Below are 23251 nucleotides of genomic sequence, written 5' to 3' on the forward strand. Positions count from 1 at the left end.
GCACGACAGGGCAGTCCTACCGCTCCACTGGACTGAAGTCTGGTGCCAACTCGATTTCTCCACCGCCACCGATGCTCGGCACCGACGACACTCGACGTGTGTCAACGTGACGCCTCTGCCGATCGGAGCGCAAGACCTTCCGACACAACTTCGCGCCAGGTTTCGACCGGCGTGGTCATGTCGAGTTCGAATTCGAAGCGTTCGACCATGTCGGCACTGATGTCGGCGACATCGACGTAGAACTGTTCGTACCACCGGCGTAGTTGATAGACAGGACCGTCCCCATCGCACAGTAGCGGATTCTCGATTCGGGTTTTGTTCTTCCAAATCTCGATGTCCTGTTCGAAGCCTTTGGTGATGTATCTCCCCATACTCTCGGCCATGTGCTCGCTGGCGCGCCGATCCAACAGCGGGGAGTGCTTGACGAGCACCCCGTAGATGAGAACAAAGCTGTCCAGGTCGATCGGATAGTGGCAGTTGATCAGGACCGACTCCATGTCGAATTGGTCGTAGTGATAGGTCAATTCGTCGATCATGAAAGCGGGGCCGTAGTAGGCGGCCTTCGACGTGTTGCCGATCAATTGCGGCGCGCCTCCAGCGGCAACCGGTCGAATATCCTCTCGTGCAAGACCGTTCATGTACTGCGCAGCAACATGCCCCTCGAAGACGTTCCGGAAGTGTGTCGGGAACGATCCGTGAACGTAGAAGAAGTGGGCCATATCCACGTTGTTGTCGATGAGTTCACGACAATTTGTCTGTACGACTATCTGCCTGAACCCCTTCCAATCGGTCCAATCGTCGGATGCAACTCCGGGAATTCGAGGAGGCGCGATCTCGGCCGGAGGCCTGTTGCCCTCCGGATCGTTGTAAACGAACAACATTCCGTCCTGGTCGAGAATGTTCCAGGAACGGGTTTTCGCAATCGGGGGCACTCGACGGGCATAAGGGATTTCAGTACACCGTCCGTTCCCACCCCAGCGCCAATCGTGAAACGGACAGGCGATCGAATTACCTTTGACCTCACCCTGACTCAAATCGCCGCCCATGTGACGGCAGTATGCATCCAAGACGGAAAGCTCGCCGTCCTCGCCTGCAAAAACGACGAGCTTCGTTCCGAAGGCACGGACCGAATGCGGCTTGCCGTCCTTGTACGGGGCGGACAAGCCCAGACAATGCCACCCCCGGGCGTATCGATCACGCGGTGCAACAGAGTCGATTTCACGGTATCCGTTGTTCTCGATGTGCTCCATGACCACAGTTAAGCGAAATCGCTTAACTGTGTCAAGGGTAGATTCCGTCGCATGGCTGTTGACTCACTTCTCTCCGCCGCCGAACGTGTGTTTGCCGAGCGAGGCGCTGACGTTTCGCTCAGAGACATCGCGATCGCCGCGGGCCAACGCAACAATTCCGCTGTGAACTACTACTTCGGCGACCGACAGGGTTTGATCGACGCGGTCGTACGTCGTCGCTTGGCGGCCGTGGAGGACTCGGCAACTCGTCTACTCGAGGCTGCCGAGACGAAAGACAACAGGCACTTGACCGGCATTCTGGTGGGTGCACTCCTGGAGGCAACCGAGCAGCAGGGGGCAACTCACTACTTCCGGTTCCTCGAGGTCATGCGCCACCAAGTCAAGATCTGGCCAGCCGACGAAGGATCCTCCTGGTCCACCATCACGCAGAATCTGTCCGAACAGCTAAGCGAAGGAACGGCATACGAACGTTCGAGCAGGATTTCGTCGATGGCCACGACGCTTTTTGCACTTCTTGCCGATTACGAGCGCTCCAAAGACGGCGAAGGGGTCCTGGCGTCGCTCGGACCAACGCCCGCTCAGATCGTGGAAATGGTCGTGGCACTACTTCAAGCGCCCATGCATCCGAGGTAGATCCCACAGGTGGCCGAATTCGGCTGATTCCTGTCGGCCCGCGATGGTTCAATCACGGTCTACGACGGGCGGGGGCACAGGTGGTTGCACGGTTATCTGCGATCCTGTCGACGCTCGCGCTCGTATGTCTCGTCGCGTCCTGCGGATGGTTCGGGGACGAGCGTCTCGATTCGGCCCCGGGCAGCCCGACACGATCGGAACTGGAAGAGCTGCTGTCCCGGACCGCGATGGTCGACAACCGACCACATCCGGGTGGATACGAGCGCGGCTGCGGTAACGGCGAGGCTTGCGTCTTCGGCCCCGCTTGGTCCGACGACCAGGACGCACCTGGTGGCCACGACGGGTGCGATACCCGCAACAACGTTCTGGCCCAAGATCTCTCGGACGTGGTGTTCAAACCGGGAACACGTGACTGCGTCGTACTGTCGGGCGCGATGACCGACCCGTACTCCGGTGATCGCATCGAATTCGAACGCAGCCAGGCCAAGTCCGTCCAGATCGACCACGTCTTCCCACTCGCCGCGGCTTGGGACTTCGGCGCGAACTCCTGGACGCCCGCGCTTCGGATGAGGTTCGCGAACGACGCGTCACTGAACCTGTTGGCCGTCAACGGCCCCGACAACCAGTCGAAAGGCGACAGCACGCCCGGTGAGTGGTTGCCGCCCAATCCTGCATACCGATGTTTCTACGCAGGCAAGTACTTGACCGTCGCGATTTCCTACGGTTTACCGGTCAGCCGGGCGGATCACTCGGCGTTGACAGAACTCGCCACTCGCTGTTGAGCTACCGGCCGTCCTTCACCACTCGACCGCTCTGAATGACGAGTGCGATGCGCTCACGATCGGCGAAGATGGACGGATCCGTCAACGGATTGCCGCGGAACGCAACGAGGTCGGCGAACTTGCCGACTTCGATGGTGCCGACCTCGTCGGCGATGCCGAGAATGTCGGCGTTGATCCGGGTAGCGGAAACCAATGCGTCCATCGGGGTTTCGACCTTGGCGCGCAGGACAAGCTCCATCCCCCGGCCTGTTTGATCGGTACCGATGAGGTCCGATCCCAATCCCACTCTGACGCCGGCATTTCGAGCAGCAAGAAGCCCGTCGATCTGACCCTGCATCATCTGGCCGATCCGAGCCGAAATCGATTCGGGTAGACCTGCTGACGCCGCGCTGTCCGAGAGTGCCTGCACCACAGCCAACGTCGGCACCAACGCGACGTCGTGCTCGGCCATCAACTTGGCAGTCTCGTCGTCGATACCTGAGCCGTGCTCGACGCATTTCGCGCCGGCAGTGACAGCGTTTCGGATTCCCTCGTTGTTGTGGGCATGCACCGTGACATAGGTACCGCGCGCATTGGCTTCCTCGACGGCAACTTCGATCTCGTCGACCGTGAACTGGGTATCGGTGAGCTTGTCATGAGTGGATACCACTCCCCCGGTGACACACAGTTTGAGGAAGTCCGCACCCCTGCGGAACGTCTCGCGAACGTTCTTTCGCATTTCGTGCGGACCGTCGGAAAGCAGAGACATACAACGCAATCCGGGGATGTCATGATCGGACCAGTCCGAAGTCGGCTCCCACTCGGCCGCCAGGTGTCCGTGTCCACCGGTCTGGCACTGGATCGGGCCGCACTGAATGATCCGCGGACCCGGAATCTTGCCCGAGGCGACAACTCCGGCGAGTCCACCGTCGATTCCGCCGCAGTCACGAACAGTGGTGAATCCCCCGTCGAGGGTCGATGCGCAGGTCGCGAACATGTCTGCAGCGAGCTCGGCTACCGAGATCTGACGCCGCAGGCTCGGTGCGAGATCGCTCGATCCACCGAGATGAACGTGCGCGTCGATGAGGCCGGGCGTGATTGTCAGCCCGGTGCAGTCCAGCACCTCCGCCCCCGCGGGCGGCGTTCCACCGAGTGCACTGATGCGGCCATCTTCCACGGCAACAGCGCAGTTCTCGATCGGGTCGGCGCCCGTGCCGTCGATGATCGTTGCACCGGTCAGCCATACGACAGACATATTGAATGTTCCTCCGACGTGTACCGATCGCCGGAAGATTCCGCCGACATACCGAATAGGGTTCGGTTAGTATGATGCATACCGGCTCCCGAAATCAAGGAGTTGTCATCAATCGATCAAGTCCGAGATTGCCGACGAATCCCTCACCAGGAGAATCGATGCCGCGTCCCACTCAGCCGATACTGTCCACGCGAAACATCACCGACGCGGCTCTGGATGCTGTCGACGCAACCGGCGACTTCACCATGCCCGGGATCGCCAAGCAACTGAACGTGACTCCGTCTTCGCTCTACACACATATTTCGGGTCGATCCGAGATCGTCGAACTCATGCGCATCCGCGTGATGTCGTCGATCTCTGTCCCCCACCCACCCGCAGGGTGGAGCGAACGGATCAGCGCGTGGGGGTGGGCATATCGCCGAGCTGCCGTCGAACATTGGCGCCTCATCCCGCTACTCATGACACGCAGCGTCCGCACCGAGGTGACTTTTGATATCGATACTGCACTGGTTCAAGCATTTTCGGACGGGGGTTTCGATTCGACCGATACGCGTCACGCAATTTCCACGCTGGACAGTCTGGTTCTCGGATCCGTCGTGAAACTCTCGACGCCGGATGTCGCGTGGACTCAATCCTCCAACCCGAGCGAGGTCACGCGTGAGTCCGCGAACCCACTGCGAACCGACGACACCTTCGACTTCGGCCTGCGAACGCTGATCGCTGGATGGATGGCCCAGTGCGTCGTCCGCCTGTATACCGAATCCCATTCGGATCTACCTGTCACTTCACGGTGAACGACCTCGTATGCCATCCAGTGGCTCCACCGGGAATCGGCGGAGTGCGCTCTTCCACCTGAACGTTCCCGTCCAAATCCGTCGCTCTGACCTGCACGGTGTGCAAACCTGAGCCTGCATCCCACATCCACGACCATTGACGCCAGGTGTCGATCGAGTACTCCTGCGCCAGTGTCGCCGGTTGCCATTCGCCGTTGTCGACGCGAACCTCGACCTTCTCGATCCCGCGATGCTGCGCCCAGGCCGTTCCCGCCACCAGCACCTGGCCCGGCTCGATCGGCGCCAAAGCTGCCGGCACCTCGATACGCGAGGACGTCTTGATCGGTGCCTGCGCACCCCAACCGCGCTGGGTCCAATAGGCCTCGACCTTGTCGAAACGCGTGAGTTCCCACTCCGTCACCCACTTGGTGGCGGAGACGAAACCGTACAGGCCGGGAACTACCTGCCGAACGGGATAACCGTGCTCGAACGGCAACGGCTCACCGTTCATCGCCACGGCGAGAATCGCGTCACGGCCGTCGGTGACTATCTCGACCGGGGTGCCGACTGTGAAGCCGTCGACGCTGGTCGACAGGAGCAGGTCGGCGTCGGGATGGACACCGACTTCGTCGAGCAGGTCCTTCATGGGATAACCGATCCACTTCGCGTTCCCGGCCAGAACGCCGCCCACCTCGTTGGAAACACACGTCAGCGTGATGACTCGCTCGATGGGCGTTCGCGCCACCAGATCGTCGAACGACAACGTCATCTCGCGGTCCACCATTCCGTGAATCCGCAGTTCCCACGAATCCGTCGTCAATTGCGGAACGAGGAGTGCAGTGTCGATTCGATAGAAGTCGTCGTTGGGCGTGATGTACGTCGACGCACCCGCAATCGCGATGTCCGCACCCGCCGGAATCGGCGGCGCCGGGTCAGCGGCGGTGGGCACGACAAAGTCTTCACGATTCGCTACTGCTCCGGCGATTCTCTGCCCCACGAACTTCCCGGCGGCACCCGCTGCCGCAGCCACGGCCAACGCCGCACCTGCCAGCAGAAGGAACTGACGACGAGGCAACCACGAGTCGGCGACGCCAGGCGAGAGCGGCACCTCCAACTGTGTGATCAGCAGCCGCAGTGTTGCAACGCCCGCCACCACACCGACCAGGGTCGGGAACACGTACATCGCATCGGCAGTCGGGCGCTGCATCGCCGCATACACACCAACCGCGCCCAGAAGAACAAGGATGACACTGCCGATCGGGCGGCGTCGCCGTTCCAACAGCCCGGCCACCGCGCCGAGCAGAACGATCAATATCGACATTCCGATGAACAGCGCCGGCTTGTCATTGGTGCCGAAGGTGTCGATCGCGAACTCGCGAGCCCACGCCGGGGTTCGGTCGACGGTCGTTGCCCCGACGGCGTAGAAGGGCGACGCGTCCGGGTTGATCGGCAGCGCCACCAGTTCACCGACGCCCAGGACGACAGCCGCGGCCAAGACCCCGGAGATCGCGTGAGCAGCCCATCTACGACGCGGTGGACGAGATTCGGTGCTCGGGTGCTCGTCGATGTTCTGCGTGACCATGTCGTCTCGGCTCTGTCGGTGCGAGTGGTGCTTCGATCGGATACCCGACATTCGGCGCTGCGGGACATCCGGATGGGTGCACTCCTCCATCAAGAACTACGCCGAACTCGCGATTAGAGTGGGAACGATGACCGTCGACCTCAACAAGGACACGCTCCTGTGCATGTCGCTCTCCGGGCGACCGAGCAACATCGGCACCAGGTTTCACAATTACCTCTACGAGGAATTGGGCCTGAACTTCGTCTACAAAGCCTTCACCACCGAAGACGTACCCGCCGCGATCGCCGGCATACGAGCACTCGGGATTCGAGGCTGCGGGGTGTCGATGCCGTTCAAGGAACAGGTCATCGAGCACATCGACGTCATGCACGATTCGGCCAGCGCCATCGACTCCGTGAACACGATCGTCAACGAGTCCGGAGTGCTGCACGCCTACAACACCGACTATCAGGCGGTGGCCGATCTGCTGCGTGACAACGACGTCGACACGAGCCTGTCCGTCGCAGTCGCCGGCAGCGGTGGCATGGCAAAAGCAGTCGTCGCTGCGGTGCGCGACACCGGATTCACCGACGTCACCGTGATCGCCCGCAACCAGCAAGTGGGGTCGTCGCTCGCGAAGCACTACGGCTTCGACTGGCAGGCCGAACTCGGTGAGCTTCGTCCCGGTGTGCTGATCAACGCCACTCCGATCGGTATGTCCGGCGGCGCAGAAGCAGATGCACTGTCGTTCCCCGAACAAGCAGTGCGCGACGCCGATGTCGTCTTCGACGTCGTCGCGATGCCTGCGAACACGCCACTGATCGCGTTGGCGACCGAACTCGGCAAGACGGCGATCACGGGAGCGTCGGTCATTGCCCTTCAGGCCGCCGAGCAGTTCGTGCTCTACACCGGCGTGCGTCCGAGCGCGGAGCAGATCCAGCGAGCGTCGGAATACTCACGGGCATAGGAACCACGTCGCCGTGAACGAGACCGGGGAGACTCCACCTCAACAACTCGCGCGGAACTTCAACGAGTTGTTGCAAGAACTGCGCGTCGCGCTCTCTGGTGTTCAGATCCTGTTTGCCTTCCTGCTGGCCGTGGCATTCACCGAACGCTACGAGGAAGCGTCGGCGTACATCCGCGGCATCCACTTGGTGACGGTGATCCTTGTTGCCATCTCGTTCGGGTTCCTGATGGCACCCGCAGTCTGGCATCGCATGCTCTTCCGCCGTGGGCACCGCGAGAACATATTGCCCGTCGCCAACCGATTCGCCCTGTGCGGCATAGCCTTTCTCGCCGCCTCCATGACCGGCACGGTCCTGTTGATCGCCGAGGTCGCCGTCGGCGGAGTTGCCGCAAAGGTTTTGGCAGCGTGCGCCGCGATCATGTTCACGGCACTGTGGTTTCTCGTGCCGTCATTCATTGATCGCACCAAGAGCTGACTCAGGCTCCGGTGTCGACGGCGCGAGTGCTGTCGTTCGACCACTGTGACCACGAGCCCGGGAACAGCGTCGCGTCGTAACCGGCGATCGCGAGTGCCGCAATCTCATGCGCTGCAGTTACTCCGGATCCGCAGTACACCGCGACACTGTCTCCGGCGCCCAGTCCGGCGAACCGCTCACGCAAGCGGGTCGCGTCCAGGAACCGACCGTCGCCGGTGATGTTCTCCGCGGTCGGCGCGCTCACCGCACCGGGGATGTGCCCTGCGACGGGATCCATCGGCTCGACCTCGCCGCGGTACCGCTCCCCTGCTCGGGCGTCGAGAAGCACACCGCCCGCACGCGTCCAGTCGCCGACGCCGTCGATGTCGACCGTCGGCATGTTGCCGCCGGTGAAAGTCACATTGCCCGGAGTGACCGACTCACCGATACCGGCCGCCAACGGCAGTCCCGCGGACTCCCAGGCCTGTAGCCCGCCGTCGAGCAGTCGGACATCCGAGAGCCCGGCCCACCGCAGCAGCCACCAACCACGGGCAGCGGCCGTGTTGCCGGTGGCGTCGTAAAGCACCACCGAATCACCGTCGTCGATTCCCCAACGACGCGCAGCGTCCTGCAGGTCTTCGAGACTCGGCAGCGGATGCCTTCCCTTGTCCGGCGACGGCGGCGAGGCAAGTTCCTCGTCGAGGTTCACGAAGACCGCGCCGGGAATATGGCCGTCGCGAAAATGCTGCTCGCCGTTCGAATCACCCAGCGCCCATCGGACATCGAGCAATCGCGGCGCAGCGCCGGCCTCGATGAGAGCGGACAGTTCTTCGACGTCGATCAGCACGGGAAGTGTCATGAACCCATCCTGACACGACCACTCATGCAACCCCGAAGAAGGCACCGAGACCCACCAACAACACTCCCGTCACCACGTCGATTCGCTTGCCGACGCCAGGACGACGCAGCTTCTTGCCGGCTCCGGCCGCCAACACCACCACGATCGCCCACCACAGTGCCGCGGCGACCACCGTCGCGCCCGCCAACATCAACGTGCGCAGCCCTGCGCCTTCACCCGGCTCGATGAATTGCGGGAGTAGCCCGAGAAAGAACAACAGCGCCTTCGGGTTCAGCAGGTTCGAGAGGAAGCCGTAGCGAAATGCCGTGGTGACCGCGATCGGTTCTTTCGCTGCCGGAATTCCCTCGTCCGAGGCTCGGGCTTTGAAAGCACTTCGAATCGCGGAGATGCCGAGCCAGGTCAGATATGCCGCCCCGGCGTATGTGAGCGCAGAGAGCAACTGTGGCCGTGTCGCCACAAGTGCGGAGAGACCAAGTGACGCGGCAGCGGTGTGAACGAAGAGCCCGGAAATCACACCGGCGGCCACCACCGCGCCGGTCCGACGATCTGCCAGAGAATGACGCAGGATCAGGACAAAATCCGGTCCCGGCGTGAACAGGACGATGGATAGCAGGGAGCCGAAAGCGAGCCATTGACCGACACTCATCCGAAATACCTCACACCCGAGCTGATTCGAGACACATGTTCATGCCAGGAGTGTGCAACTGGATCCGGGAAGTTCAAAACGACTCCGGATATAGTTCGGCAGATGACGAAGAATGAGCCTCTGGATCCGGTGGACTGGAAGATTTTGGCCGAATTGCAGAACGACGCGTCGATCACCAACAAGGTGTTGGCCGATCGAGTCGGCTTGGCGACTTCCTCGTGCCACGAGCGCGTACGACGCCTACGTGCCCACGGAACGATCAGCGGTATCCACGCGGTTGTCGATCCGGCAGCCGTTGGCCGGTCGATGCAGGCGATCATCGCCGTTCAATTGCGACCACACCGCCGCGACCTCGTCGACCGGTTCACCGCCGACGCGCTAGCGCTGCCGGAAACGCTTGCGCTCTTCAACGTCTCGGGGCCCGAGGATTTCTTCCTCCACGTCGCGGTCCGTGACAGTGCGCATCTACAGCGAGTATTGATCGACCACCTCGCCGCACATCCCGAAGTCTGGCATGCCCAAACGCACCTCATCTACGGCAAAGCGGTCACCTCACCCATCCGACCGGACAGGTAAATCGGGTCTGGGGCGGGTCGGGCAGAATCACTGACCATGTCGGACTCCACAGATACCACCGAACCGGAAGCCGTTCGCAGCAACTCGCAACCGATGAGCGCAGGCATCGTCACGGCCCTCGTCGGCTTCACCAGTTCGTTCGCGGTGGTGCTCACCGGCCTCGCCGCTGTCGGCGCGGACGCGACCGAGGCGGCGTCCGGACTGCTGATTCTGTGTGTGACCCAAGCGTTGGGAATGCTCTGGCTCTCACGCCGGTATCGGATGCCGATCACCCTGGCCTGGTCGACGCCCGGTGCCGCTCTGCTCGCCGGCGCCGGAGCGGTCGAGGGTGGGTGGCCGGCCGCGGTCGGAGCATTCATCGTCGTCGGAATCGCGATCGTGCTGACCGGACTGTGGCCGACGCTCGGAAGGATCATCTCGGCAATCCCGACGCCCCTCGCGCAAGCGATGCTCGCCGGGGTTCTGATGCCGTTGTGCCTGGCGCCGATCATCGCCGTCCGGGACGCACCGGCAGCGGTCGCGCCCGTCATCCTGGTTTGGCTTGCCGCGCAGCGCTTCTCCAAGCGATGGGCAGTTCCGCTCGCGTTTCTCACAGCAGCGGTCGTGATCGGGATCAGCCTCGTCACGTCGGATCGAGTGCTCGACGCCGGCGCCATGATTCCCCGCATCGATCTCACTGCGCCGTCGTGGACCTGGCAAGCAATGATCGGCATTGCGATTCCCCTCTACATCGTCACGATGGCTTCGCAGAACATTCCCGGTGTGGCCGTGATGAATTCGTTCGGCTACACCGTTCCCTGGCGGCCGCCGATGATCGTGACGGGTATCGGCACCATCGTCGGCGCACCGGCCGGTGGCCATGCGATCAACCTCGCGGCGATCAGCGCAGCTCTGGCCGCCGCCCCCACCGCACATCCGGATCCCAAACGTCGATGGATCGCTGCCTTCACCGCAGGCTGGGCGTATCTCGTTCTCGCTGCCGGCGCGGCCGCGGTGGCCGCTCTGGTAGCCGCCGCACCGGCCGGAGTCGTGGAAACTGTTGCCGGACTGGCGCTCCTGGCAACGCTTGCCGGCGCCCTCACGTCGGCGCTGAGCGAGGCGAGTGAACGTGAAGGCGCCGTGGTCACGTTTCTGATCGCCGCATCCGGGGTCAGTATCCTGGGAATCGGTTCGGCATTCTGGGCACTGTTGGTGGGGCTGATCGTGCGTGCAGTCCTACAGGGCACCACCCTGCCCTCACTCTCGCGAAAGTCCTCACTACAGTCGAAGCCGTGAGCACAGCGCAGACGCCCCCGTCGATCAGCGAGTTTCCCGTTCTCTGGCCCGTCCCGACGCGGTGGGACGACAACGATCACTACGGCCACGTCAACAACGTGACCTACTACTCGTACTTCGACACCGCGGTCAACGCCTGGCTGATGTCTTCCACTGGAACCGACATCCGCACCCTGCCTGCCATCGGCGTCGTCGCCGAGACGTCGTGCCGGTACCTGAGCGAACTGTCGTTCCCCGAGCAGTTGCAGGTGGGTATCTCCGTCGAGAAGTTGGGCACCAAGAGCATCGTCTACGCCCTGGCGATATTCCACGAGGTCGAAAACGGCCATTGGGAACCGGCCGCGACTGGTCGCTTCGTGCACGTCTACGTCGATGCCGACACCCGTAAGCCGGTGGAGATCCCGGCTGCGATCAGATCAGCAGCCGGGACCTTGACCGAAAACTAGCTCAGGCCGAGCTGATCTGCCGTCAAGACGGCGCGTGCGACGATTCCGTCGATCAGCGCGACCGTCGGGCCGCCGTGCTCGGCTTTGTTCCGCGGATCGTCGAGAATGCGTCGCAGCACGCCCTCGGCGATGATCGAGAGCTTCCACAGAGCGAGTACGTGCCAATATCCGACCGCTGACACGTCGCGGCCGGTCGCCTCGACGTAGGCAGCGACCAGCTCGTCGCGGTTCGGGAAACCTTCCAGCGTGGACGCCATGAACGGACCGGCAACTTTGTCACCGGCTTCCGGCCAGTACGCGAGTAGCGCACCGAGATCCGCGAGCGGCTCCCCCAACGTGCACAGCTCCCAGTCGACGACGGCAACGATGCGCCCCTCGACCGGGTCGGTGATGACGTTGTTGAGGTGGAAGTCGCCGTGAACCAAGGTCACTTCGTTCTGTTCCGGAATGTTTCGGTGCAGAATCTCGGCCAACCGGTCGACGTCAGGAACATCGCGGGTCTTCGACTTCTCCCACTGCGCCGACCACCGTTTGAGCTGACGCTCGGCAAAGGGCTTGCGGCTGGCCAGATCGTCGAGGCCGGTCTCTTCCAGGTCAACCCCGTGGATGCTTGCGAGGGTTTTCGGCATCGCCAATCCAACCGCGCGACGCTCGTCCTCGGTCAACTTCTGAGCCACTGGAACGCCGTCGATCACAACGCCGTCGATGTAGCTCATGAGGACCAGCGGAGCGTCCGTGATCTCCGGATCTTCCGTGATGCCGAGGATCTTCGGAACCGGCACTTTGGTTCCCTGGAGCGAGGACAGGATGCGGTGCTCGCGAACGACGTCGTGCGCGGACGCCAACAACGTGCCGAGTGGAGGCCTGCGCAGTACCCACCGTCCTCCGCCCGCATCCGTCACGGAGTAGGTCAGGTTCGATTGCCCGTTACCGATCCTCTCGAAAGTCAGTGGTGTCGTGGCGCCGACCCCCAGTTCGGCGATCCACGCGGAAACAGCTTCTTCGTTCAAACCGACTGCAGTCACCGCACCGATGCTAGCGGTTGAATTCCGATCGGTTGGCCGTACCGACACGTTTGTTACTCGCCAGTTCGCAGTTCCGGTCCTGATACGGCAGTGGAAATACTTGCGGATTTCCCAATCAGGGGGATCCTGATGGTAGAGCGACAACTGCATACAACACATCGGGATTGTGCGGCGTACTCACGAGGCGCGCCGGGCATGAGCAGAAACCGAGGTGAGCGAAGATGATCGACAACCTCGATTATCCGGTCCAACTCATCCAACCGAACGGCGCACGAGTGTGCCGTCCCGAATTCGACCGTCTGATAACAGACATCGGGCCTGACGAACTGCTGTCGTTGTATCGCGATCTCGTCGTGTGTCGCCGAATCGACACCGAAGCTGTTGCCCTGCAGCGTCAAGGCGAAATAGGTTTGTGGGCTCCGATGCTGGGCCAGGAAGCCGCCCAGGTCGGTTCCGCGAGAGCGCTCGCCCCAGACGACTTCGCGTTCACCAGCTACCGCGAACATGCCGTCGCGTACTGCCGGGGAGTTCCCCCCGAATTGCTGACCACCATGTGGCGAGGAATCTCCCATTCCGGTTGGGTTCCAGAACAATTCAACGTCACCAATCCGGCGATCGTCGTCGGCTCCCAAGGGCTGCACGCCACCGGATACGCACTCGGCGCACACCTGGACGGCGCCGAGATCGCAACGATCGCGTACTTCGGCGACGGCGCCACAAGTCAGGGCGACATCGCCGAGGCGATGGGATTTGCCGCCAGTTTCCGTGTCGGCGTTGTCTTCTTCTGCCAGAACAACCAGTGGGCCATCAGTGAACCGGTATCCCTCCAGTCACGCACGCCCATCTCACATCGGGCGATCGGTTACGGCATCCCCGCGATCCGCGTCGACGGCAACGACGTCCTCGCCGTTCTCGCAGTCACGCGCTCGGCGCTCAATCGCGCACGCGAAGGCAGCGGCCCGACGTTCATCGAGGCGATCACCTGCCGAATGGGCCCGCACACGACGTCCGACGATCCGAGCAGGTACCGCGCCGATACCGACATGTCGGAGTGGAGAAGCCGCGATCCGCTCGAGCGAATGCGTCTGTTCCTCGGCCGTCGCGATCTTCTCGGAGAAAACGAACTCAGCACCATCGCGGCGGCGGCCGACGACGTCGCAGCTGGACTGCGACGCGCAACCATCGCGCTCGCCGATCCACCCCCGTCAGCGCTCTTCGATCACGTCTACGCCGAGGCACACCCACTGATCGACGTTGAACGCGAAGAGCATCGCGCGTATCTCCGCAGCATGGAAGGGGCTTCGTCATGACCGTCATGAATCTGGTGACCGCGCTCAACACCGGCCTTCGACGCGCACTCGAAGACGATCGTCGCGTTGTCATCATGGGAGAGGACGTGGGCCGTCTCGGCGGTGTATTCCGGGTTACCGACGCCCTGCAGAAGGACTTCGGCGATACTCGGGTGATCGACATGCCCCTCGCCGAATCAGGGATCGTGGGAACAGCTTTCGGTCTTGCCTTGCGCGGATATCGGCCTGTCTGCGAAATTCAGTTCGACGGGTTTGTCTACCCGGCCTTCGATCAGATCGTCTCGCAGGTGGCCAAGATCCACTACCGCACCCGAGGCGCTGCCTCTGCGCCACTGACGATTCGGATTCCCAGTGGCGGCGGAATCGGTGCGGTGGAACATCATTCGGAGTCGCCGGAAGCGTACTTCGCTCACACGGCGGGACTGCGGGTGGTGTACCCGAGCAATCCGATCGACGGTTTTCACATGATCCGCCAATCCATTGCGGCCGACGACCCGGTGATATTCCTCGAACCCAAACGGCGCTACTGGGATACCGCCGACGTGAATACCGATGCCGCGCCCGAGCTTCCGCTCCACCGTGCCCGCGTCGCTCGCCCTGGAGACGACGCGACAGTAGTTGCGTACGGATCCATGGTCGCCACCGCGCTCGACGCCGCGCGGATCGCCGAAGAAGAAGGCCACGATCTGGAGGTCGTGGATCTGCGTTCACTCTCCCCCATCGACTTCGACACGATCGAGGCGTCGGTGAAAAAGACAGGCCGGCTGGTCGTCGTCCACGAGGCGCCGAAGTTTCTCGGAGTCGGCGCCGAAATCGCAGCACACGTCGCGGAACACTGCTTCTATCAGCTCGAGTCACCGATCCTGCGGGTCACCGGATTCGACATCCCCTACCCGCCCGCCAAGCTCGAGCGATTTCACCTTCCGGACGCCGACCGGATCCTCGCAGCACTCGACCGGACGCTGGCAGCATGAGTACCGGGCACGAATTCCGGTTGCCGGATCTCGGCGAGGGCCTGACGTCCGCCGATCTGGTCGAATGGACGGTCGGCATCGGCGACACGGTGGAACTCAATCAAGTTCTCGCCCAGGTAGAGACAGCCAAAGCTCTTGTCGAACTGCCGTCGCCCTACGTCGGCGTTGTCAGAGAACTCCTCGTCGAACCTGGCTCTACCGTCCCGGTCGGCACTCCGATCATCCGAATCGAGGAGCCTGCAGATTCACCGTCTCCAAGTGATTCACAGTCTCCGAGCGTGCTGGTCGGATACGGACCCGCGGCCGAGAGACCGAGCCGACGACGGAACAGGGTTACGCCACACTCGCAAACCGCGGCGAGTACCGAGCGTCGGCCCGCAACACCCTCGGCGCGGCGCGCGGCCCGCGAAGCCGGCATCGATCTGAGCGAAATCACCGGAAGTGGATTCGACGGTGCCGTCACGGCAGCGGACGTCGCAGACGCGCTTCGTTTGAAGGCCGCGTCGAATGAAGCTCCGCGGCCGGCCGAATCCGGTATGCAGAAACAGCCGGTCTCGTCCGGCATGCGGAAACAGATGGCGTCGGCGATGGTCGCCAGTACCCGTGCCCCTCAGGCCAGCGTCTTCCTCACCGCCGATGTCACGCCTTCGATGGAACTACTCGGCAGGCTCCGTCCCTCGGACGCATTCACCGGGCTTTCTCTCACTCCGCTGACTCTCGCGGCCAAGGCCTTGGTTACGGCGATCTCGTCGCACCCGATGGTGAACGCGCATTGGGACGAGGCCCGCGGCGACGCCGTCATCGACGATCACGTGAATCTCGGCATCGCCGTCGCCTCCGAACGTGGACTGTCCGTGCCCAACATCAAAAGCGCCGAGACGCTGAGCCTGGTCCAACTTGCACGCGCGGTGACCGAACTGACCGTCGCTGCCCGCGCGGGAGTGACCGATGTCCATCACCTGACCGGTGGCACCGTCACGATCACCAATGTCGGAGTCTTCGGCGTCGACGGGGGCATTCCGCTCCTCAATCCGGGAGAAGCCGTCATCCTTTGCCTGGGCACAGTGAGCGAGCGTCCCTGGGTAATTGAGCGCAAGATCGAAGCGCGGAGCGTCGCGACACTGACGTTGACGTTCGACCACCGGATACTCGATGGTGAGCAGGCCGCGAGATTCCTCTCATTTGTCGCACAGATGCTCGCGGACCCGGACCTGTTGCTGTCTCACCTGTAAAAAGGAACGAGTGAGCGTCAACCCCACCGACCGAGTAGTCCCCACCTCCGCCCTGGTACGCGCCCGGGCCGGCATCTTCGGCATCTTCGGCATCAACGGATTTCTGCTCGCGATGTGGGTCGTCCACATTCCGTCCATCGAACACCGTGTGGGAATCAGTCACTCGACGCTCGGCTCACTGCTTCTCCTACTTGCTGTCGGGGCCATTGCCGGTATGCAATTGAGCGGTCCGCTCGCCGATCGATACGGCAGCAGGCGCATGGTCATCCTGGCGGGTAGCGGGCTGGCATTCGCCACTCTCGGCCCGGGATTTGCCACGAACACCTGGCAACTGGGCGCCGCACTTGTTGTATTCGGCTTCGCGAACGGCGCGTTGGACGTGTCGATGAACTCACAGGCTGTCGAGGCCGAACAGTTGTACCGGCGCCCGATCATGGCGGCCTTTCACGGCATGTTCTCGGTCGGCGGCGTATTAGGGTCCGTCATCGGATTCGGCACTCTCGCACTGGATCTTCCGCCGTACGTCACGCTCAGCATCGCGTCGGCAATCGGCTTGCTCGCGGTCTGGTTGTGCTCGCGACCCCTGCTCCCTCACGTCGACGTGCATGCCGAAACCGCGTCGACTACCGGAAAGACACACGGCAGATTCTCGGCTCGCGTACTTGCCCTCGGAACCCTCGCCTTTGTTCTGATGCTGGCCGAGGGAGTGGCAAACGACTGGAGCGCACTGCAGGTCAAGGAAGATCTGGGTGTCTCGAATGCCGTTGCTGCACTGTCGTTCGGTGCATTCTCCGCCATGATGACCGTCGGCCGATTCACCGCGGATCGGATCAGCGCGGCAGTCGGCCCGGTGGCAGTGGTTCGCTACGGTGCGTTGCTCTCGTCCATCGGAATGCTGACCGTCGTGGTGTCGGGCTGGCTACCACTGACGTTGCTCGGTTGGGCGCTGTTCGGCGCCGGCCTGTCGGGATGCATTCCGCAGATCTTCACAACGGCGGGAAATCTGGGCTCAGGTTCGGCCGGCACCAACATGTCTCGCGTCGTCGGCATGGGATACATCGGATTCCTCGCCGGTCCGGCAACCATCGGCTGGGTCACCACGCTTGTGCCTCTCACCACAGCAATGTTGATCCCGTTTGCATGCGTCCTGGTCGCAGCGGCTTGTGCGGGTGTCGTTCGGCGCGATTCTCCGACCGCCTACAGACCTCACAGCTGATCCTCACGATCGGCACAGACTCAACAGGGATGCTGGTACTCGTGACCGTCTCGACCTCCACCCAGCACCCCGCTCCCTCCACAACCACTCGCTTCCTCGTCTTTGCTGCGATCGCCGTCGTAGCGCTGGGCGTCTTGTATTTCGTGCGACCCACCTCGCCTGGGGTGAGCGTCCCCGAACAGGTGCGCGCACTTGCCGAGTGGACGGTAGGCCGATTCGACGTCACCGCTGTACTCGCAGCCACTACTGCTCTGGCCGTCGTCTCGATGGTCCGCGGACTGCCATACGGCATCGGCGCGATCCTGCTCCTCGGAATGGGCGCCAATCTCACCAATGCGGCATTCGGTTCCTGGCTCCGCGATGTGCCCCAGGACCTGTTGCCCAGCGGTCATGTGGCAGCGGCGACCGCGCTGTACTGCTCGGCGATCTTGATCTCTGCCCCGCAGTGGCGTCCGGTAGTCGCCGGTCTCGGATTCGTGGGGGTTGCTGCGATCGGTGCCAGCGCACTGGCCGCCGAGATGAGCGGCCTTTTCGGAGTGATAGCTGGCGTTCTGATCGCTCTGGTATGGGCCTGTGCTGCAGCCATTTTGATGGCGCGATCGCCCATCGCCGCGAAACGTGAAGCGCTACGCCCGGATACGGCTGCAATCGCGTTCTCAAGGCACCGGAGCATCCGACTTTAGTCCTAAATCTTTGTGATTCAGAGATTCTCGCCGTTAAGCCCTCCCGCGACGGCGGGGCATGACGTATGTTCTGAAATGTCCGAATCAAGTAGTTCCACAGCGAAGGAGTCTTTACCGTGAGCCTCGAAGATCTGAACCCGCTCGAACTGATCCAGAAGTTGATCGAACTACTTTCCGGCTTCTCTTCCGACCCCGAAACCCCCGAGGTCCCGTAAAACGTCGCCAGAGGCGCCTGTTCCGAGTTTCGTCTCGGACCAGGCGCCTTTGTCGTTTCAGCACAAGAAGCCGTTTCAGCACAGGGACACGAAAAAGGCGCCCCCTCGTGGTTACGAGTGGACGCCCCTTCCGAGCTCGAGCGCTACAGCGCCTTGAGTTCCTCGGTTACTTCGGAGACCGACTTCTTGGCATCACCGAAGAGCATCGAGGTGCCCTCCGCGAAGAAGAGCGGGTTCTCGATACCGGCGAAACCGGAGTTCATCGAACGCTTGAGCACGATGACCGACTTCGACTGGTCGACGTTGAGGATCGGCATTCCGTGAATCGGTGAGCTCGGATCGTTGCGCGCCGCCGGGTTGGTGACGTCGTTCGCGCCGATCACCAAGGTGACATCGGTACGAGAGAACTCGTCGTTGATGTCGTCCATTTCCTTCATCGCGTCGTACGAGACATCCGCCTCTGCGAGAAGAACGTTCATGTGACCAGGCATACGGCCGGCGACCGGGTGAATGGCGTACTTGACCTCGACGCCCTTCGACTCGAGCAATTTCGCCATGTCCTTGACCGCGTGCTGAGCCTGCGCGACGGCAAGTCCGTATCCGGGTACGACGATGACCTGGTTGGCGTAGGCCATCTGGATAGCCGCGTCGGCGGCCGAGGTCGCCTTTGCCGTGCGCACGACGCCGTCGGAGGTCGGCGCTTCGCCGCCGCCACCGAAGCCGCCGGCCACGATGGCCGGGATGGACCGGTTCATGGCCTTGGCCATGAGGTTGGTCAAGATGGTGCCCGAAGCACCCACGATCATGCCGGCGACGATCATCGCCTGGTTGTTGAGCGCCAAACCTGCAGCAGCAGCTGACAAACCGGTCAGAGCGTTGAGCAGCGAGATGACGACGGGCATGTCCGCGCCGCCGATGGGCAGCACGACCATCAGTCCGAGGATGCCCGAGAGTACGAGCACGCCGACGATCCACAGTGAGCTGGTCGGGCCTTCCGGTGAGATCGCCTTGATACCGATGATTACCGAGAACGCGACGGCGGCAATGAGCAGCAGAGCATTGAGCGGCTGCTGGAGCTTACCGATTCCGATCGGACGACCAGGCAGAGTTTCCTGCAGCTTCAGGAACGCGATCACGCTGCCCCAGAAGGAGATCGATCCGATCACCGCGGCAAAGAGCGAAGCGATGACGATGTGCACCGTCGGCGACTCGCCGTGCTGGAAAGCGGTGAACCCGTCCGAGTCCAGGAATTCCGCGTACGCGATCAACGCGACCGTGCCGCCGCCGACACCGTTGAACAGTGCCACCAACTGCGGCATGGCCGTCATCTTCGTGCGGAGCGCCGGCGGGACGCCGAGCACGACACCGATGACAAGGCCGGCAGCGATGAGGATCCAGTTCCCCATTTCCGCATCACGAATGGAGATCAGAGTTGCAACGACGGCGATGAGCATGCCGACCGCGGCGATCTGGTTGCCGCGGACTGCGGTCTTCGGGCCGGTAAGGCCCATGAGGCCGTAGATGAACATCGAGAACGCGACAATGTAGAGCGCATTGACCAGGTATTCCATTACTGGTCACCATCCTTCGACACAGACTTGGCGGCCGGCTTGGCCTTGAACATCGCCAACATGCGGTCCGTGACCACAAAACCACCGACAACGTTCACGGTTCCGAAGACGAGCGCGACGAACAAGATGATCTGCAACCCGATCGAGGGATCGTGCACCTTGCCCAGGACGACCAACGCACCCAGGACGACGATGCCGTGGATGGCGTTCGTGCCGGACATCAACGGGGTGTGCAGGGTGTTCGGAACTTTGGAGATCACAGCGAAACCGACGAACCCGGACAACACCAGGATCGCGATGTTCGCCAGAAGTGATGTGTACATCAGGCGCCCTTCTCTTCACGGGTGACGCACGCACCGGCCAGAACCTCGTCGGAGAAATCAGGCGCCAATGCACCGTCGACGAGCATCAGTTCGATCAGCGCGGAAATGTTCTTCGAGTACAACTCGGACGCATGCTCAGGCATGGACGCCGGCAAATTCAGCGGAGAGCAAATGGTCACGCCGTGCTTGACGACGGTTTGACCCGGCTCGGTCAGCTCGCAGTTACCACCGGTTTCACCCGCGAGGTCGACCACGACACTGCCCGGCTTCATGCCTTCGACCGCGGCAGCGGTGACCAGGCGCGGCGCCGGACGACCCGGAACCAGAGCAGTGGTGATCACAACGTCGAAGCCCTTGATCGCATCTTCGAGTGCCTGCTGCTGCTTCGCTCGCTCGTCGTCGGTCAACTCGCGGGCGTATCCACCCTCACCCGCCGCATCGATTCCGAGGTCGAGCCACTGTGCACCCACCGAACGCACCTGGTCGGCGACCTCAGGACGCACGTCGTACCCGGTAGCGCGGCCACCGAGGCGCTTGGCTGTCGCCAGCGCCTGCAGACCTGCCACACCCACTCCGAGCACCAGAACGGTCGCAGGCTTCACCGTGCCTGCAGCGGTGGTGAGCATCGGGAAGAACCGCGTCGACTCCGATGCTGCCAACAGAACAGCCTTGTACCCCGACACGTTCGCCTGCGAGGACAACGCGTCCATCACCTGCGCGCGGGAGATACGAGGAATCGCCTCCACGGCGTATCCCTCGATGCCGGCGGCCTTCAACTCGGCGATGCGGTTGTCCGCATTACGCGGATTCAGGAAACCGATGAGCTTCGCGCCGGTACTGATCCGGGCGATCTCTTCTGTCGACGGGGGCGCAACCTTGACCACGACGTCAGCAGTCCACGGATCGCCGATCTTCGCGCCGGCAGCGGTGTACAACTCGTCGGGAATCAACGCCCCGAGACCGGCCCCGGACTCGACGACCACGTCGACGCCCTTGCCGATCAAAGCGGACACAATTTTCGGCACCAATGCGACCCGACGCTCACCATCACTCGATTCTCGAGGGACGCCGACCGTCGGACGCACTTGTGCGCTCTTCGATGTTTCCATTTTCCATTACCTTCTGCGGTTGGTGGTTCGCCTGCTGCGACGAGCGGCAACCAGCATGTGATGAGCGGAAGATGACCCGCTTTTGGGTGAATGGTGACTGATAGTAGCCAGAGTTACCGCGGCGTAGGGAAACCGACGACGCACTTTCTCCATCTGAATCGAGTCCGAACAGTATGTTTGGACATACCTTGAGAAGCCTACTGTGGCGCCGATCACACTCGAATGGCGGGCTATTCCACTATTTGAAACGGCCGAAAGACGAAGAGGCGTGAGAATGACGCGCCGAATAATCACCGTCGAGGGAGTTTACGAACCGGCTTCCGAATGTAACGCCGTCCGTCTCCTCGTCGACCGACTCTGCCCGCGCGGCGTCAAACGCGAAAACCTGCAGTACGCATCGCACCGGCATCGGATTCTCGACCCGTTGTTCTACTGACAGCAAGCAAGGACCTGCGATACAGCCACGCGCAGGTCCTTGCCGACTATCTCGCAGAATTACTCTGATGTCCTAGCATTTCACCGGAGGATCAACTGCTCACATATTGAGACCGCAACTTGTGCTTTACGAGCTTTCCTGTCGCGGTCCTAGGCAATTCGTCGGCAAAGTCGATGCTTCTCGGAGCTTTGAAATGTGCAACCTGGCTGCGAACGTATTCCAGCAATTCCTCGGCGACATGGGCACTCGGCTCGACTCCCTCCACCAGTTGGACAACCGCCTTGACCTGTTCGCCCATTTCTTCATCGGGAACACCGATGACCGCCACGTCGAACACTTTCGGATGCAAGGTAAGGATGTTCTCGGACTCCTGCGGATAGATATTGACGCCACCAGAGATAATCGTGAATGCCGCACGATCGGTCAGATAAAGGAAACGCTCGGAGTCGATATAGCCGATATCTCCACTCGTCGTCCACGTCGGATGATCCGGATGCTGCGCGGCAGCCGTTTTCTCAGGGTCGTTGTGGTACCGGAATGGCAGAGTCTCCCGCTCCCAGAACACGGTACCGATCTCGCCGACCGGAAGATCACGCCCGGCGTCGTCACAGATGTGCACGATCCCCATCACTCCGTCACGACCGACGGAACCCGGATGCGCCAAGGCCTGCTCGCTGTTGATGAAGGTGGCGCCCGAACCCTCGGTCGAGGCGTAGTACTCGTGGATCACCGGCCCCCACCAGTCGATCATTGCCGCCTTCACTTCAGGCGGACAAGGAGCAGCAGCATGAATGGCGACCTTCACCGTCGAAACGTCGTAACGATCGCGGGTCTCCTTCGGAAGTTTCAACATTCGAACGAACATCGTCGGTACCCACTGACTGTGCGTTACAGCGTATTTACCGATCAACTCCAGCGCGGTTTCGGCTTCGAATGCATCCATCAAGATCACGGTTCCGCCGACCGAATTGATCACGCCACAAAAGCGCAGGGGCGCCGCGTGATAGACCGGAGCCGGGCACAAATAGACTGTGTCGGAATCGAACCCGTACATCGGCGCGAACACCGCGGTGTACGGATCCATGGTGGTGTCCACCTCGCCCTCCGGAAGGTCTCCCTTGATCCCCTTCGGCCTGCCGGTGGTTCCGGACGAGTACAACATGTCAGCCCCACGTGGCTGCGAGTCGAGTGGATCGGCGGACTGAGCATCGACCGCATCCTCGTAGTCGTCGAAACCCTCGAGGGCGCCGCCGTACACCAATCGGTGACGCACGCGCGGAATCAGCTTCTCGTCCAACGGAACTGCTGTCGACGCCTGACCCGACGCCACCAGAATTGTCGCCTCGCAGTCGTCGACGATGTAGGCGGTCTCCGCAGCCGTGAGATGCCAGTTCACCGCAGTGATGTAGAGACCTGATCTCAATGCTGCCCAGTACACCTCGAACGCCCGGAGATCGTTGTTCGAGATGAGAGCGACGTGGTCCCCAGGCTTGGCACCGACACTTCGGAAGTATCGCGCCAACTGCGTCGACCGTTCGTCGAGTTCCCGATAGGTGATGGACTCACCCGTCGCCGGGCGAATGACGGCGGGCTTGTCCGGCGTGGACTGGACAAAATTTCCTGGAAACACGAAGACTCCTCTGTCGGTGACGACAACGCCGCGTGAGCCTGCTTCGGCGTCGACAATCCTGGTCTACCACA

At 62.1% G+C, this 23251-nt stretch carries 24 protein-coding genes; 14 read left to right on the forward strand and 10 right to left on the reverse strand.

Annotated elements, in window-relative coordinates:
• Nucleotides 1-101: 101 nt before the first annotated feature.
• Entirely contained in the window at nt 102-1256 is a 1155-nt protein-coding gene (locus tag GJB56_RS12345; protein WP_374701093.1) for a Rieske 2Fe-2S domain-containing protein, read from the reverse strand.
• Nucleotides 1257-1301: 45 nt separating this feature from the next.
• On the opposite strand from GJB56_RS12345, the gene GJB56_RS12350 reads away from it, so the two are divergent.
• Complete coding sequence (locus GJB56_RS12350) at nt 1302-1883, forward strand: TetR family transcriptional regulator (protein WP_020970076.1); 582 nt, start codon at nt 1302-1304, stop codon at nt 1881-1883.
• Nucleotides 1884-1963: 80 nt separating this feature from the next.
• Nucleotides 1964-2665 (forward strand): HNH endonuclease family protein, encoded by a 702-nt coding sequence (locus GJB56_RS12355; RefSeq protein WP_113684062.1) that lies wholly within the window; start codon nt 1964-1966, stop codon nt 2663-2665.
• A gap of 1 nt (nt 2666) precedes the next feature.
• Here the strand turns inward: GJB56_RS12355 and GJB56_RS12360 are convergent, their stop codons facing one another.
• Nucleotides 2667-3899, reverse strand: coding sequence for a metal-dependent hydrolase family protein (locus GJB56_RS12360; protein ID WP_021334169.1), 1233 nt, complete (start codon nt 3897-3899; stop codon nt 2667-2669).
• Between the two features lie 158 nt (nt 3900-4057).
• Here GJB56_RS12360 and GJB56_RS12365 point away from each other — a divergent pair, with 158 nt between their 5' ends.
• Nucleotides 4058-4693 carry a TetR/AcrR family transcriptional regulator C-terminal domain-containing protein gene (locus GJB56_RS12365; RefSeq protein WP_113684061.1) on the forward strand — a complete coding sequence of 212 codons (636 nt, stop codon included), beginning with the start codon at nt 4058-4060 and terminating at the stop codon, nt 4691-4693.
• Here GJB56_RS12365 and GJB56_RS12370 read toward each other — a convergent pair.
• On the reverse strand, nt 4680-6254 hold the full coding sequence (locus GJB56_RS12370; RefSeq protein ID WP_113684060.1) for a molybdopterin-dependent oxidoreductase: 1575 nt from the start codon (nt 6252-6254) through the stop codon (nt 4680-4682). The two genes, GJB56_RS12365 and GJB56_RS12370, sit on opposite strands and share 14 nt — an antisense overlap.
• Before the next feature lie 127 nt (nt 6255-6381).
• On the opposite strand from GJB56_RS12370, the gene GJB56_RS12375 reads away from it, so the two are divergent.
• Together GJB56_RS12375 and GJB56_RS12380 are read left to right on the forward strand one after the other, a co-directional pair.
• Nucleotides 6382-7200 carry a shikimate 5-dehydrogenase gene (locus tag GJB56_RS12375; protein ID WP_113684109.1) on the forward strand — a complete coding sequence of 273 codons (819 nt, stop codon included), beginning with the start codon at nt 6382-6384 and terminating at the stop codon, nt 7198-7200.
• Nucleotides 7201-7213: 13 nt separating this feature from the next.
• The gene (locus tag GJB56_RS12380; RefSeq protein WP_003941357.1) at nt 7214-7675 is read left to right on the forward strand and encodes a DUF6328 family protein; all 462 of its coding nucleotides are present in this window, start codon (nt 7214-7216) and stop codon (nt 7673-7675) included.
• A gap of 1 nt (nt 7676) precedes the next feature.
• Here GJB56_RS12380 and GJB56_RS12385 read toward each other — a convergent pair whose 3' ends face one another.
• Nucleotides 7677-8513, reverse strand: coding sequence for a sulfurtransferase (locus tag GJB56_RS12385; RefSeq protein WP_113684059.1), 837 nt, complete (start codon nt 8511-8513; stop codon nt 7677-7679).
• Between the two features lie 22 nt (nt 8514-8535).
• The gene (locus tag GJB56_RS12390) at nt 8536-9159 is read right to left on the reverse strand and encodes a LysE family translocator (protein ID WP_003941342.1); all 624 of its coding nucleotides are present in this window, start codon (nt 9157-9159) and stop codon (nt 8536-8538) included.
• Between the two features lie 102 nt (nt 9160-9261).
• On the opposite strand from GJB56_RS12390, the gene GJB56_RS12395 reads away from it, so the two are divergent.
• From GJB56_RS12395 to GJB56_RS12405, 3 genes are read left to right on the forward strand one after another with little or no spacing between them, the layout of a single operon-like run.
• Entirely contained in the window at nt 9262-9735 is a 474-nt protein-coding gene (locus GJB56_RS12395; protein WP_113684058.1) for an Lrp/AsnC family transcriptional regulator, read from the forward strand.
• 36 nt (nt 9736-9771) lie between these two features.
• Nucleotides 9772-11010 carry a benzoate/H(+) symporter BenE family transporter gene (locus GJB56_RS12400; RefSeq protein ID WP_113684057.1) on the forward strand — a complete coding sequence of 413 codons (1239 nt, stop codon included), beginning with the start codon at nt 9772-9774 and terminating at the stop codon, nt 11008-11010.
• Complete coding sequence (locus GJB56_RS12405; RefSeq protein WP_020970085.1) at nt 11007-11456, forward strand: acyl-CoA thioesterase; 450 nt, start codon at nt 11007-11009, stop codon at nt 11454-11456. The genes GJB56_RS12400 and GJB56_RS12405 overlap by 4 nt, the downstream gene beginning before the upstream one ends.
• Here the strand turns inward: GJB56_RS12405 and GJB56_RS12410 are convergent.
• On the reverse strand, nt 11453-12481 hold the full coding sequence (locus tag GJB56_RS12410) for a phosphotransferase family protein (RefSeq protein ID WP_020908344.1): 1029 nt from the start codon (nt 12479-12481) through the stop codon (nt 11453-11455). The genes GJB56_RS12405 and GJB56_RS12410 overlap by 4 nt on opposite strands.
• Before the next feature lie 221 nt (nt 12482-12702).
• On the opposite strand from GJB56_RS12410, the gene pdhA reads away from it, so the two are divergent.
• The 5 genes from pdhA to GJB56_RS12435 are packed head-to-tail and all read left to right on the forward strand — an operon-like array spanning nt 12703 to nt 17896.
• Nucleotides 12703-13791 carry a pyruvate dehydrogenase (acetyl-transferring) E1 component subunit alpha gene (pdhA, locus tag GJB56_RS12415; protein WP_069147274.1) on the forward strand — a complete coding sequence of 363 codons (1089 nt, stop codon included), beginning with the start codon at nt 12703-12705 and terminating at the stop codon, nt 13789-13791.
• Entirely contained in the window at nt 13788-14765 is a 978-nt protein-coding gene (locus GJB56_RS12420; protein ID WP_113684056.1) for an alpha-ketoacid dehydrogenase subunit beta, read from the forward strand. Before pdhA ends, GJB56_RS12420 begins: the two co-directional genes overlap by 4 nt.
• Nucleotides 14762-15997 (forward strand): dihydrolipoamide acetyltransferase family protein, encoded by a 1236-nt coding sequence (locus tag GJB56_RS12425; protein ID WP_113684055.1) that lies wholly within the window; start codon nt 14762-14764, stop codon nt 15995-15997. The genes GJB56_RS12420 and GJB56_RS12425 overlap by 4 nt, the downstream gene beginning before the upstream one ends.
• A gap of 10 nt (nt 15998-16007) precedes the next feature.
• Entirely contained in the window at nt 16008-17213 is a 1206-nt protein-coding gene (locus tag GJB56_RS12430) for an MFS transporter (protein ID WP_019749231.1), read from the forward strand.
• Between the two features lie 29 nt (nt 17214-17242).
• The gene (locus GJB56_RS12435) at nt 17243-17896 is read left to right on the forward strand and encodes a hypothetical protein (protein WP_113684054.1); all 654 of its coding nucleotides are present in this window, start codon (nt 17243-17245) and stop codon (nt 17894-17896) included.
• Nucleotides 17897-18254: 358 nt separating this feature from the next.
• Here GJB56_RS12435 and GJB56_RS12440 read toward each other — a convergent pair whose 3' ends face one another.
• Genes GJB56_RS12440 through GJB56_RS12450 form a run of 3 tightly spaced genes read right to left on the reverse strand, consistent with a single transcriptional unit; the run spans nt 18255 to nt 21114 of the window.
• Nucleotides 18255-19682, reverse strand: coding sequence for an NAD(P)(+) transhydrogenase (Re/Si-specific) subunit beta (locus GJB56_RS12440; RefSeq protein WP_020908350.1), 1428 nt, complete (start codon nt 19680-19682; stop codon nt 18255-18257).
• Entirely contained in the window at nt 19682-20005 is a 324-nt protein-coding gene (locus GJB56_RS12445) for an NAD(P) transhydrogenase subunit alpha (protein ID WP_003941319.1), read from the reverse strand. Before GJB56_RS12445 ends, GJB56_RS12440 begins: the two co-directional genes overlap by 1 nt.
• A complete protein-coding gene (locus GJB56_RS12450) occupies nt 20005-21114 on the reverse strand; it encodes a Re/Si-specific NAD(P)(+) transhydrogenase subunit alpha (protein ID WP_031333613.1) in 1110 nt (369 codons plus the stop codon). The genes GJB56_RS12445 and GJB56_RS12450 overlap by 1 nt, the downstream gene beginning before the upstream one ends.
• Before the next feature lie 274 nt (nt 21115-21388).
• Here GJB56_RS12450 and GJB56_RS12455 point away from each other — a divergent pair, with 274 nt between their 5' ends.
• A complete protein-coding gene (locus tag GJB56_RS12455; protein ID WP_206745220.1) occupies nt 21389-21550 on the forward strand; it encodes a DUF488 family protein, N3 subclade in 162 nt (53 codons plus the stop codon).
• A 91-nt stretch (nt 21551-21641) separates the two neighbouring features.
• Here GJB56_RS12455 and GJB56_RS12460 read toward each other — a convergent pair whose 3' ends face one another.
• Nucleotides 21642-23180 carry an AMP-binding protein gene (locus GJB56_RS12460; RefSeq protein ID WP_070385712.1) on the reverse strand — a complete coding sequence of 513 codons (1539 nt, stop codon included), beginning with the start codon at nt 23178-23180 and terminating at the stop codon, nt 21642-21644.
• Between the last annotated feature and the right edge of the window lie 71 nt (nt 23181-23251).

The organism is Rhodococcus sp. AQ5-07 (assembly GCF_009707305.1).
Classification (GTDB): domain Bacteria; phylum Actinomycetota; class Actinomycetes; order Mycobacteriales; family Mycobacteriaceae; genus Rhodococcus_F; species Rhodococcus_F erythropolis.